The sequence below is a fragment of the Paenibacillus taichungensis genome (assembly GCF_047302525.1).
GTDB classification, from domain to species: Bacteria; Bacillota; Bacilli; order Paenibacillales; family Paenibacillaceae; genus Paenibacillus; species Paenibacillus taichungensis_B.
The window spans coordinates 4837051-4849804 of sequence record NZ_CP168020.1 but is presented as its reverse complement, the minus strand read 5'-3'; the positions used below and the strand labels follow the sequence as shown (position 1 = coordinate 4849804).

The 12754-nt window shown below is 47.6% G+C and carries 12 protein-coding genes; 6 read left to right on the top strand and 6 right to left on the bottom strand.

The genetic code is table 11. From position 1 onward, the window contains the following. Positions 1-95: 95 nt before the first annotated feature. Positions 96-1577 carry a methyl-accepting chemotaxis protein gene (locus ACDJ58_RS21690; RefSeq protein ID WP_413372860.1) on the top strand — a complete coding sequence of 494 codons (1482 nt, stop codon included), beginning with the start codon at positions 96-98 and terminating at the stop codon, positions 1575-1577. 118 nt (positions 1578-1695) lie between these two features. Then, positions 1696-2265, top strand: coding sequence for a GNAT family N-acetyltransferase (locus tag ACDJ58_RS21685; RefSeq protein ID WP_413379776.1), 570 nt, complete (start codon positions 1696-1698; stop codon positions 2263-2265). Between the two features lie 50 nt (positions 2266-2315). On the opposite strand, the gene ACDJ58_RS21680 is transcribed toward ACDJ58_RS21685, so the two are convergent. Both ACDJ58_RS21680 and ACDJ58_RS21675 read right to left on the bottom strand, forming a co-directional pair. Next, positions 2316-2681 carry a VOC family protein gene (locus tag ACDJ58_RS21680; protein WP_413372859.1) on the bottom strand — a complete coding sequence of 122 codons (366 nt, stop codon included), beginning with the start codon at positions 2679-2681 and terminating at the stop codon, positions 2316-2318. A 192-nt stretch (positions 2682-2873) separates the two neighbouring features. Next, positions 2874-4520 carry an alkaline phosphatase gene (locus ACDJ58_RS21675; RefSeq protein WP_413372858.1) on the bottom strand — a complete coding sequence of 549 codons (1647 nt, stop codon included), beginning with the start codon at positions 4518-4520 and terminating at the stop codon, positions 2874-2876. Positions 4521-4890: 370 nt separating this feature from the next. On the opposite strand from ACDJ58_RS21675, the gene ACDJ58_RS21670 reads away from it, so the two are divergent. Next, entirely contained in the window at positions 4891-6147 is a 1257-nt protein-coding gene (locus ACDJ58_RS21670) for an amidohydrolase (RefSeq protein ID WP_413372857.1), read from the top strand. A 34-nt stretch (positions 6148-6181) separates the two neighbouring features. Here the strand turns inward: ACDJ58_RS21670 and ACDJ58_RS21665 are convergent, their stop codons facing one another. Continuing rightward, a complete protein-coding gene (locus ACDJ58_RS21665; RefSeq protein ID WP_413372856.1) occupies positions 6182-6328 on the bottom strand; it encodes a hypothetical protein in 147 nt (48 codons plus the stop codon). On the opposite strand from ACDJ58_RS21665, the gene ACDJ58_RS21660 reads away from it, so the two are divergent. The 3 genes from ACDJ58_RS21660 (at position 6320) to ACDJ58_RS21650 (ending at position 10459) form a co-directional block, all read left to right on the top strand. Further along, positions 6320-7954: a carboxylesterase/lipase family protein gene (locus ACDJ58_RS21660; RefSeq protein ID WP_413372854.1), complete on the top strand. Its 1635-nt coding sequence runs from the start codon at positions 6320-6322 to the stop codon at positions 7952-7954. The two genes, ACDJ58_RS21665 and ACDJ58_RS21660, sit on opposite strands and share 9 nt — an antisense overlap. A gap of 250 nt (positions 7955-8204) precedes the next feature. Then, positions 8205-9161 carry a helix-turn-helix transcriptional regulator gene (locus ACDJ58_RS21655; RefSeq protein WP_413372853.1) on the top strand — a complete coding sequence of 319 codons (957 nt, stop codon included), beginning with the start codon at positions 8205-8207 and terminating at the stop codon, positions 9159-9161. Between the two features lie 110 nt (positions 9162-9271). Beyond that, positions 9272-10459: an MFS transporter gene (locus ACDJ58_RS21650; protein ID WP_413372851.1), complete on the top strand. Its 1188-nt coding sequence runs from the start codon at positions 9272-9274 to the stop codon at positions 10457-10459. A 5-nt stretch (positions 10460-10464) separates the two neighbouring features. Here ACDJ58_RS21650 and ACDJ58_RS21645 read toward each other — a convergent pair whose 3' ends face one another. The 3 genes from ACDJ58_RS21645 to ACDJ58_RS21635 form a co-directional block, all read right to left on the bottom strand. Then, positions 10465-11121: a hypothetical protein gene (locus tag ACDJ58_RS21645; RefSeq protein WP_413372850.1), complete on the bottom strand. Its 657-nt coding sequence runs from the start codon at positions 11119-11121 to the stop codon at positions 10465-10467. 61 nt (positions 11122-11182) lie between these two features. Next, entirely contained in the window at positions 11183-11740 is a 558-nt protein-coding gene (locus tag ACDJ58_RS21640; protein ID WP_413372849.1) for a DUF1697 domain-containing protein, read from the bottom strand. Between the two features lie 33 nt (positions 11741-11773). Further along, positions 11774-12424 (bottom strand): hypothetical protein, encoded by a 651-nt coding sequence (locus ACDJ58_RS21635; protein ID WP_413372848.1) that lies wholly within the window; start codon positions 12422-12424, stop codon positions 11774-11776. Positions 12425-12754: the final 330 nt, after the last annotated feature.

Here is a 12754-nt window from a genome sequence, read left to right as displayed (position 1 = left end):
GCGATTTATTCATAAGCAAGGACCATAGACTGATAAAAGATAGTACAGAAATGTTTCACCATCGTATTTTAATTGATAAAAAGGACGGGAAATTCATGAATCGTTATGACGAAATCATCTGGAAAAGGAACAAGCTGATCTGTATCATCCTGTGGGTTATTGTTGCCATCGGTTTTGGTATGGCCTTTCTGGAACCCAAGCTGCTTGTTTCTAGTGGGGTAGCTATTTTATTCACCGGTTGGGTAACTTACGCCAATGTCAAAAAGAAGTATATTCATGTGATCCCGTGGCTTTGTACACTCCTGATTACGGTCTGTGGAGTCTATGCAGGCTGGGGAAGTGTTAACATCACTTTAAGTTTGGTCATCACTTCAGTGTTGTTGCTCTATCCTGACAAGAAACTGTTCACAACCGGATTTCTCGTGCTGCTTGTCATTAGTATTCTTCAGGTTGTTCTGGTGGAGACAAAGAGCTCTGAGGAGTTTATTGGCCATATTGTTGATGTAGGATTGTTTGCACTTACCGGAGTCATTCTGATGATGGTTTCCCAGTTGAATCAAAGACTCTTTTGGGATAGCGAAGCACGTTGGCAAGAGGTGGAGCATTCCAAAATGAGAGTGGAAACGATGCTTATAAGGGTCAAAGAATCCGTGGAAGGCCTATCTCGTTATACGGATCAATTGAAGCAAAAAGTAACAGACACCGGCTCCATTACCCATGAAGTAACGCTTGGATTCAGCGAGGTGGCCAAAGGGGTTGAATTCCAGGCTACCAGTGTGGCTGAAATTTCAGAGTCCTTGTCTTTGTCGGATCAGCATATTCGCGATGTTGCTTCCTACTCACTTCAGATGAAAGAACTATCAGCCAGCATGGCAACGAGCACGGAAACAGGCAGCACACAGATGGAGCATCTGAATGTTCAGATGCAGGAGCTGTATGAAACGATTAATACCACAGCCGATGATATGAGCAAGTTTAACGAGGAAAGTGAGTCCATGTCTCTAATGCTTAACAGTATCTCGGATATTGCGAACCAGACGAATCTGCTTGCGCTCAATGCAGCGATCGAAGCTGCCCGTGCAGGTGAACATGGACGCGGGTTTGCAGTCGTGTCGGAGGAAGTTCGCAAGCTGGCAGAGCACTCCGGCCAGTCGGCAAGTGATATTGCTGCTATTTTGTCCCGTTTGAGAGGACAGACACAGGCGCTGACGGATCGATTTGAGCGTATTCGACTCGCTTTGGAAGCAGGAAAAGACAGTGTGCGAACGGCAGAAGAAGTTTTCCGTACGATCAACAGCAATTCTCAGCAAGTATTGAATCAGGCCGCAGATATCGAGAGCAGTTCAGTCACCATGAGAGAATCCTCTACGAAAGTGGTTAATGAGGTTTCGGAGATTTCAAGTGTGACCCAGGAATCGAGTGCTGCTACAGAAGAAATTCTTGCCAGTATGGAGGAACAGCGCAACCTGACTGAGAAGATGGTAGACAGCTTCGGAGAGCTGGAGCAACTAATAGTGGATTTGAATAAGTTGGTGTCTGACGAGAACGAAGTACGTTCTACAACTGATACCCTGTAAAATAAAGCAGAGTTGAAGCTGGCATGCTGCATCGGAGTCACCTAAATACAACATTTTATATTTGAATTTCAGTCTACTAAGCCTGTCTCCAACCATGATGTGGGGGCAGGCTTGAGCCCTGGACACAAGGAGCGAAATACGACGGCATGCTCAGGATAACTACGAATTGTTGGCCAAACACGGATATGAATTCGTTTCCGAAGCGAATCTGACGGAGGAAGATATTCCACGAATCGCGGAGCTGTACAAGCTGCTATACCTTGAAAAATACTCTTATAATAATCCACAATTCAGTGAACATTTCATTGCCACAGCAAAAGCCTCGGGAGCGCTGATCCTGTATGGTCTGCGGAAGGAAGGGCGTATAGATGCGGTTATGGGATACTTCTGCCGAAATGGGGTGATGACAACGCCGTTGTTCGGTTACGATACGGCGCTACCTCAGTCCATCGGGCTGTACCGCATGCTGTCAGCTTGCCTGATTGGACAGGCCCGTGAGAACGGCCATCTGCTGCATGAGAGTGCTGGTGCTGCGCAGTTCAAGCGCAACCGTGGCGCTGTGTCGGATTTCGAGTATTCTGCCGTGTATGAGCGCCATCTGCCATGGGGAAGACGATGGTGCTGGCTACTGCTTGAACGGCTTTTGAATCGCGTAGGTGTGCCGCTGATGCGTCGGATGAAGCTGTAAACCTGCACAATCAGCACTGACACCCGCTCCCCATCATGTTCGCGACTTAATCATGCATGTTCGGCGAGCTGCACTTCGAAGCCATCTGGGTCGGCAATGTAAATAAATCGTAGATGCGGATTGGGCTGGACGGGGCCTCGTGCAATCGGGATGCCTAATACGGCGAGCTGCTCCATGGCTTCGTCCAGCGACCTTACCTCATAGCCGATCGAAACACCGGCCTCTGGCTTGAGCGTGGTTTCGCTGCCCTCAATCAGTTCCAGCTTCGTTTCATTTTCTGGGCCTAGCATGGCGATTTGCCGTCCACGGCTTTCGAATCTGCGCTGAATCGGCAGCCCGAGCATTTCGTGGTAGAAACGGAGCGATGCTTCCAGGTCGCGTACCCGCAGTGTGATCCAGTTTAGTCTGATCAACATAATGAGTCTCTCCTTTTTTGCGTCATTTTCCTCAACGTTATGCTTATTATACGATAAGCTTGTGCGTGGGCCTACCATACCACGTTACTTTGCATATAGAAGTTGCATTTAAAAGTGAATTTGAAAAAAACTGCCCAAGAATGTTCTCGGGCAGTTTGGCTAAGAGTGCCGTTCAATGAGCGGGCACTTTTTTTATTGAATCAGATCAATTGCATCCTGTGACACAAAGGCTTCTACGCCATTGTATACAATAACGCCATCCAGTGTTGTCTTTTTGCCATTAACGAGTGCGATATTTTTGTAGATTTGCAGTTCAAGCTTGGTGCTGCCCTTTGTTACGAGAATCTTCGGATTTTTGGCATCCTTCAGATCCAGCTTGTACGTTGCACCTTTGGCAGTAAAAGCCTGTTTCGCGGGCACAAACAATTGTTTGCTCACGCTGTCGAGGTCAAGGGCCAGCACACGTGCCATGTATTTGGCCACATCCGTGTTGTCGATGACACCGAAAGGTCGATCATTATTCGGAGCGTACGTATACAGCACAACATCTCCACCTGTGTGACCGCCAGTGGTCCAGCCAATTCCTGAACGTTTGCTGATCATCGGTCCAACCGTATAATTGAGGCTGCCCGGGCTGGCCGCTTTAATTGCAGCGATTTCCTCGGAAGTCAGGTCGGTAATGCCATAGTATTGCTTCATCACAGCTTTGATATTGGTGCGTTTGGCATTTAGCTTGGACTCCACGCCTTCGCCGGTCAGCTTGGCCTTTTTCAGAGGTCCGATAAATGTGGACAACGGCTCTTTATCGTAAGTACCTGTAGTCGAGGCATTACCGATGGTCAATCCACCGTTCTGGTGGTCCGTGACAGCAACAACGACGGTTTCTTTATCTTTTTTGGCAAAATCCATGGCTACTTTGACAGCATCATCGAATGCCAGCACATCACTGATAATGCCGATTGGATCGTTGGCATGTGCTGCCCAGTCGACCTTGCTGCCTTCAACCATCAGGAAGAAACCATCTTCGTCTTTGGAAAGAACCTCGATCGCTTTAGTTGTCATCTCGGCGAGACTTGGCTGTTTAGCTGGATCGCGATCCATGTTATAGGCCATGCCTGCCGGGGCAAACATGCCCCACAGCTTGCCTGAAGTGGAAGCTTTCATCGCTGCCGGAGTCGTTACATAATCATACCCCAGTGCTTTGATGGATGAGACCAGATTTTCGCCATCTTTGCGTCCCGCAGGCTCCAAATAACTGCTTCCTCCACCGAGAACAACGTCCATACCGTTATAGACCTGCTGTTTGCTCAGTGCATCATAGTTTTTGCGATCCGGATAGTGGGCCGAGAAGTCAGCCGGTGTGGCGTGCATAATTTCAGATGTCGCAATAATGCCAGTAGCCTTGCCTGCCAGTCTGGATGCTTCCAGGATAGAAGCGACCGGTTTTTTGGCATCTCCCGGTGCAATTGCTTTTTGTCCAGGCATCGTTGCTTTATCCGGCAGCACTCCCACATACCCTGTATGTGATTTGTGACCTGTAGCAAAAGCTGTTCCCGCAGGGGCCGAGTCCGCAATCGGCGCATCCGCAGAGTGTGTACGAACCATGCCACTAGCCATGGAGTCCAGTGTAAGAGAGGAACCCTTGTACCAGCGAGCCAAAGCTGTTGCGTCGTTCGCCATACCGTCCGGAATCAGGATGATTACATTTTTAATCGGTGAAGCAGATGAGGTGGTGTCTTCCACAGCCCATGATGCACCACTGCCTCCCAGCGTAGCTGTAACAATTGTTGTAACCGCGAGCATCATTTTGGCAGCACGGGTATTGAATCGATTTAACATGAACAAATCCTCCTAATGATATGTATAGTTTGGTATCCAAAACCAGTGTATACAATCAATGATAAATGAGCGCATGTACTCGATTAACTAAATGTAAATTTTACGATTAGAGAAGCACGTCTGGATAGGTTTTGGATATTTGTCATCTCATTATGGAGGGGATCAGGTGTTTCAATCAGCCGGCGCTTTTTTGTTGACGGGACGGGCAAAGGGGTAGCGGATATGCAGCAAGAAGCTTTCTCTCAATATGGGCGTGAAGCACGTGTGTAGAAGAATCGCGAAACAGGATTAGCGAGCTGTGGTATAGAATTCGTAGTGTAAAGGTGTATGTATGATGAAATAGAGAGCTGGATGAGAGAGGTGAGTGACCATGATTGATATTATTGCGCTTCGGCGAGATCTTCACGAACATCCCGAGCTGGGATTCACTGAATTCCGTACGGCTACCAAAGTCGTGCAGATGTTAACGGAACTGGGTTACCGTGTGACCTATGGAAAAGATGCAATTGATGACACATCGCGGCGAGGTCTGCCAAAGCCTGAAGTGTTGGAAGATGCTTATCAACGTGCCATCGATGAAGGGGCAGATCCAGCGATTGTGCAGCAGATGCGGGGTGGGTTCACGGCGGTTGTCGCTGAGTTACAAGGAGAACAGGAGGGACCAACTACGGCGTTCCGTTTCGATATGGATGCACTTCCGATCCGTGAGAGCAAGTCAAATAAGCATATACCACAATCGAGGCAATTTCGCTCCAATCATGAAGGCATTATGCACGCTTGCGCACACGATGGACATACAGCTATTGGGCTTGCACTTGCAGAACGTTTGAGTAATCGAAAGTTTGCCGGGAAGATCCGTCTGTTGTTCCAACCTGCTGAGGAAGGTGTGCGTGGTGCGTATGCCATGGTCGAAAAAGGCATGCTGGAACAGGTAGATCGTCTGTTCTGCATACATCTGGGTACAGGTGTGCCATCCGGTCATGTGAGAGGGGCGTCTGCCGGATTCCTGGCAACGACCAAGCTGGAAGCCCATTTTACAGGTGTGTCTTCTCATGCCGGAGCCACACCGGAGGAAGGACGGAATGCTTTGCTGGGAGCCTCTACGGCACTTCTTAATATTCATGCGTTGCCTCGGTTTAGCACGGCGGATACCCGCATTAATGTGGGTATTCTTGAAGGCGGAACGGGGTCTAATATTATACCCGAGCACGCACGGATGGTGATTGAAACCCGTTCAACGAGTGAAGAAACGAATCGTGAGCTGGAGCGACGGGTCCATCAGATCATCGAGCACAGCGCGGCGATGCATGAATTAAGCTCCACGGTTGAAGTCATCGGCGGTGCAGTCCCTATTCGCTGTGATATGGAGCTTGCAGAGCTTGCTGTGCAGCAAAGTGAAGGCATCGCAGGATTTACCCATGCGGAGGCTATTTCGGATGGTGCTTCACTCGGAAGTGAGGATGCCAGTTACATGATTCGGCGTGTACAGGAACAAGGTGGGAAAGCAACGTATATGATCATTGGCAGCGAGCTACCTGCTCCGCATCACCATCCGGAATTCGATATTGATGAAGCAGTTTTAGCTCCTGCGGTGGAACTGCTGGAGAGATTGGCACGAACGCTCTAGAAAGATATAACTACAATCAAGGATAGGCTTCCACTTACGCATCGGTTAAGGGGGTGAACTGCTTCAGGGCAAGAGCACGAGCGAACGCACCAATCGCCAGTTGGCTGAGACGACTGCACAAGCGTTGCAGGAACAGCTCAAAAATGGCGGCGGAACCTTGGAGCAGAGTTGGATGAAACATAAACAAGATCAGGGGTTCAAACCTCAAACATTGCAGCAGACGAAATATGGAGCCATTGACGGAAAAACCTATGAACAATACGGTACGCTCGGTTGGCTAGGCGTTCCTTATGCAGCACCTCCGGTAGGTGAACTACGCTGGAAAGCGCCGCGTGAACCGGATGTATGGACAGGAACTCGAACAGCCAAGGAATTTGCTGCGAGCAGCTTGCAGTTATCCGGCGAAACTACAGCAGGAAGTGAAGACTCACTGTATCTCAATATTTGGCGTCCAAATACAACCAGTTCGAAGCTTCCGGTTATGGTGTTTCTGCACGGCGGCGGGAATATGACCGGATCAGGCAAGGATTTTCAATGTGAACAGCTTGCGTGTAACACGAACAGCATTATCATATCGGTGAACTATCGTTTGGGAGCTCTTGGGTTCTTTCAAAATGCTGCATTAAAAACCGGAAATGCTCTTGATGATTCGGGCAACTATGGCTTGCTTGATGCATTCCGTGCACTGCAGTGGGTACAGGATAATATCGAAGGCTTTGGCGGAGATACAGGCAATGTTACGTTGGCCGGGCAGTCGGCAGGAGCACGTAATGTTCTGGCAGCGTTAATCTCGCCACTGAGCAAAGGTTTGTTTCAGAAGGCAGCTGCTTTCAGTGGTGGCCTGACAACGGCTGCACCGGAGGAAGGCGAGCAAAAATCCGAGGATGCACTTGTGAAATTGCTCGTGCAAGAGGGTAAAGTGACCTCTATTGAACATGCGAGAACATGGATCGGCAAGCAGTCTCAGGCACAGCTGTCCAGCTATTTGCGTGAGTTGCCTGCGGACAAACTGGTCACTGTGTATGGTTCAACGGCGATTCGTATGCAGCCATTCCCACATCTGTTCCGTGAAGGCACAGTTATTCCGAAAGAGGGTTTCGATGCTATCAACAGCGGTAATTATGCACAAGTTCCTGTTCTGCTGGGCAGTTTGGAAACCGAGTTTTCCAGCTTTGCTTTCGGTGATCCATACTTTGTACCCTCATTTCATGATGAAACTCTGTTTACAGATGAAACCAAGGCGGAACTGTATGCCGCAGCTCTGAAATATGGCAGTGAGGCTTATGCAGGCTTCAATGCAGAGCGCGTAGCTGAACGCCTGACGAGTGAAGCGGGACAGCCACCTGTATACGCCTATCGTTTTGCATGGGGAACACAGCCTGGGGTCATTTCCGAAAGACTGCAAACGTTGCTGGGCGCACCGCATGGCGCGGATATGGACTTTTACACAGGACACACAGACGGCGTTGCCGACCTTTTCCCTGAAGGTTATTTTAGTGAACAGAATAAACCCGGCCGTGAGGCATTGTCTGCAGCGATGGCAGCTTATCTGAAGCAGTTCCTCTATACAGGCAGTCCAGATCGTGGTGGATCATCGGAATTGGCCGAATGGACTCCTTGGACAAAAAATGCAAAAGCACCAATTATGCATCTGGACGCAACCAATACTACATCCGAGATCGGCATGTCCACGCAATATAATGAAGGCAAGGATGCCGTAATGGCGAAAATGAAAAAAGAATTGCCAGACGAGACATACAAGTTGCTGACGGAGAAGGTATTTGCCGGACGCTTTTTCTGGGAATAAGTCATGCGAAAGGACACGAGAGAATGATCTCTCGTGTCCTTTTTTAGTTGCGGGCGTATCTCCTCATTCTTCAATGTGAAGATTCCATTTCTATAGGCGGTTTCTGGATTTTTTTCGGTATGAAGTGTAGTGGTTTCGTCATGGGGCTGGTCTAAAAGGAGAAATTGAGGTAGAATTATTGAGAATTATTCTCAATTAAACAAATCTCTTTGTGAGAGTCATGATCAAGTTATAGACGAGGTGAGAACACATGGGTTTCGATTCGTTAGCCGTTGTATATCAACATTATTTAACGCAGGAACCATTCAGTCAGCAAGATGAAAATACGTACCTGCTCTCTGCTAAAGCGGGCAGTGGCAATATAAAAAGAGTAACCACGTATAGTGGTATCGAAATTGTGTATTCTCAGATTAATTATAGTGAACCGTGCTCTACGTTCTTTGCATCGAATATTCCCATCATTGAGCTGCAATTTGCCTTGTCAGGTGCGCGCTATGTAGACATATCCGGTCAGCAATATACTCTGCCCACTGGACAGGGAGCACTCATCATGATGCGTGATTTTGAAGCCTGGTTTCATCCGCCTGCGCAGGAGAACTATACTTCTTTTGCCATCGGGATTCCGATCTCGTTGTTCAATTATGCGGGTGCACAATTAGCAACCAGCCAGTCCATTCGTTTTCAGGACATTTTGGGACATTGTGTGTTCAAACCGATCATATTTCAGCTGGATTACAGAATTCGAACGATGATTGACAGTCTGATTGGGGAATTGAACAACCCCTATAGATCTTCCTTAATGATGGAAGCGACCGCATTGGAGATATTGAATCGGTTTATGATTCAGCTGTTTGATCTGGCGCCAATTCCTGCGGGATTTTCCAGAGAGGATATACGGAAGTTACATATCGCTCGGGAGATAATGGAGGCTTGCATGGTGGATCCTCCATCCCTGCTGGCGTTGTCCAAACAGGTGGGTCTAAACGATTTTAAATTGAAAAAAGGCTTCAAGGCGCTGTTCGGCACTACCGTATTTGAATATTTGCGCCAGATTCGTCTTGATAACGCCATGAAATTGCTGCGCAGCCAAGAGAACAACGTCACTGAGGCAGCGATAGCGGTTGGTTACAGTAACATCAGTGCCTTTTCCCAGCAATTCTATCGCAAATTCGGTGTGAAGCCATCGGAAATGAAAAAAATATATTAATAATCCGTCTAACCGTTAATTGTTCCGTATGGAGGCAGTCGAGATTCTCTCAGCCTTGTATACTCCAGGTACAGTGGATACTGTACTGAAAAATAAAGGAGTGTATGAGCGTGAACAGAATCAGAGGAAGTATCTTTTTTAGCGTATTTGCAGCCATGTTGGGTCTTATGCTTATTGCTCCCATTATGCCGCCGCTTATTCGTGAGCTGGGGATGAAAGAAAGTCATTCCGGGCTAATTATTTCACTCGGGTCCATAGCCATGGCTGTGATGGGTCCGGTATGGGGCAGATTCAGTGATCTGAAAGGCAGAAAACCAATCATATTGATTGGATTCATAGGTATGTCCATAAGCTGTGCGTTGTTTGCATTGGCGATGTATAGTGGATTAAATGCGTGGATCGGAGGAGGCCTTCTGTTAACCCTTCTGATTGTAACGCGGAGCTTGATCGGTATGTTCATTCCAGCAGTTTTATCCTCTTCTCAGGCATATATGGGGGATGTAACGGAAGGGGAAGAGCGGGGAAGCGGGATGGCGATTATTAGTGCCGCCAATGGGCTGGGACTTGTATTTGGCCCTGCGATTGCAGGTGCTTTTACCATTATCGGTCTGCTGTGGCCGCTTTACTTTGGTATTTTTATTGCGATAGCGGCGTTTATCATTGCTTTGTTACTCATTCCTGCTGCCAAGCCGGTCATTCAAGAGAAAGCGCCCAAGGTTAACCCGCTCCAACGCGGTTTGCGTATGTATCTTGCTGCCGGGTTGGTTACGATGATTGGCATTATGACGTTACAGGTTGTCGGCGGATTTTATTTTCAGGATCAGCTCTCATTATCTCCAGGGGCTACAGCCAGAATGGTCTCATTCGGACTGATGTTCTCCGGGGCTGCGATGCTGATCATGCAGGTGATCCAGATGAAGTGGTTGAAATGGCAGCCGCGGCCGATGATTTTGCTCGGGTCCCTTTTTCTGCTCGCAAGCATGGTTTTGTTTCTGATCTCCAGTCAATTGGTTGTCTATTATCTCTCATTCTTCCTGTTCGGCATGGGCTCGGGTCTGATGATGCCTGGTTTCATGGCGGGAGCTTCTCTTTCGGTCAGCAAAGAACAGCAGGGTGGCGCAGCCGGATTGGTTGCAGCGATTCAAGGCATATCTGCCGTGATCACCCCTTTACTGACAACAACGCTGTACCAGGTGGATAAACATATTCCGTTCATGCTGGTAGCCCTGTTGGTTCTAGTCATGGGTGCAGTCATGTTGGGGGTAAGGAAAAATCAAACCAGTTCCGTAGCCGGGTAAGGTTATTAGCCTAACTGAACCACGACTTTGCTGCAGAGGAATGTCGCTGCGAATCCGGCTATCGCGTCCAGTTGCACGCCAATCTGTTCACCCTCGTAAGCGAAGCTGAGCTGCAAGCAGACATTGCTTTCCTCGGCGGGAGAGATGTTCTTAAACTGGACGTCTTCAAAATTAAAGTAGAGGGGCTGTTCCAACCCGTCTGTGGAAGTATGCGTAATCGTCAAGGACAGATTTTCAGACCAATCGCCTTGATCCGCGTTTTCCAGCTTCACATTTGTTAGTTCATCGTAGTGAAAGGGTGGGAAGAACCCCAACGTATCGATCACGTTCTGGGCACCTTCAATGGAATTGAGTGGTGAGAAGATCATTTCAAACTGCCAGGCTTCCATCAATCGTGATTCATACTGGGGGCTTGTGTACAGCAGGAGCGAATCAGGTCCGAATTCTATTACCGTTCCAATAAATGCGGCCCATCCTGCTGTTCCAACCTCACCAACCGTTATCAAAATCTGATCTTGAGCACGCAGCTTGACTCCGTGATCTGATTCGAAGTGCACTCGAAAACCCTGTGCTTGCACCTGCCAAGCCGTATGCGGGGCAAAATAAAATTCCTCCTGCCCCACAGATTTTATGCTAACGATCCATGTCCGCTCATCATTCATGCAATCCACCTCCGATATACATAAGCTTTGAAAACTGGTAAGACACTTCACTTGGCCTTGATCATCTCTCAGCCACAGCCTGCATCAGCTTGTAAATCTGGCGGGTCGTGTTCACGTTCCGGACCGTCATATATTTGTAGACCTTGGAGCCTATAAGCTTGCTCATACCACTTTTGGTGACAAGTTCTTTACTCACGGAATATAAAAGGGCTCCGGGAACATATAGCAATGTGCCGATTTCCGGTTTAATGGGCAGTTTGTCCAGAACTGAAGCATCATTCACTTCATCCCAGAGGAACATGACATCACTTTTGGCCATGGCATCATTCGTCCAGTCCTCCGGTAGTGCCTGAATAACAGTTCGGATTTCATCCAGATTACGTACCATAACCTTGATCTGTAAGCCAAAATCGACAGCTATGACTTGTTCAAGAATCTGGGATAATTCCGTATTCGCATCCACGCGTTCCTGATGATCGGCAAAGATAATATTGCCTGAGTTGATATATGTCACCACATCCAGCAAGCCAGCTTGCTCAAACGTTTCTTTTAACTGCTTCATATTGATTTTGTTATTCCCGCCCACATTAATGCCCCGAAGCAAAGCAACATAGATCATGATTCAACCCTCCGTATTCTTTGATTTTTACTTTTAACGAAATGACAAATACTCGAATAAATGTGCAGTATGCTCTTCTCCCAGTAAATCATTCAATATAGGATCGACATGCTCCAGATACTCGGGTTTGGTTTCATAAGTTTCGTCGTCCTTTAATTCTCCGGCATAGGCCCGTGCAGCTTCAATCAGGACGACCAGTGCATTGAAAAAGTCTGTTAATGAATCGGCAATAAGCTGAGGTTCTTCACCTGCAAAAGCAGCATATACAGGCGAGTTCGGTGCTGCTGTATCAACGATTAATGGATCATCATTAAAATTCGCGATGACGACATGATTTTTTTGCCAAGAGGCTGACTCCTCATAAGGTTCGTTCATGCCGATCCAGCGGTGACCTAGTTGCTGATGATGGAGATGTTCAGGTGCAACAAAGGAGATCAGAGCTGCATCACCGATCTCGACGGCTGCATTTTTCATTTTGAGTGTGCCATTGGCCTGCTCATCCATCATCTCGTAGTAGCTGTACAGATATTGGAGCTCTGGAGAGAGCGGGATTCGTTCGTCCACTTCCGGCTGGTGTTGTTGTTCACGAGGACGCAGATCATGATTTTTGAAAAGTCCATAAGCTTCATTATATAAATCTTGCTGTTCCACAAAACGGATTAGGGCGGCATTCAGCTGTTCCATTGGTGTCTGATCCCTCCTGGTGTTAGGATTATTTTCAAACAGTTACATTCATTCATAGTCATAAGCATAATCATATATCAAAATGGGAAAAGCTTACACCCTGTAGTTAGTTAATGGTGAATACGTTTACATTAATCTGTGAACATGGCGATGAAGAAGCAGCAATCAAACCTTTCCGAAGGCAGGTACACAGTGGGTGTACGATATGATTGATGCCTATGGTGAGAGCGCCTTTTGGCATACAGAGTGGATTGTTCTTTATGTATCCAAAGTCATGAAAATTAATATATCTTATCCATAACCCAACATTTTCCGATATAATAACCAGAT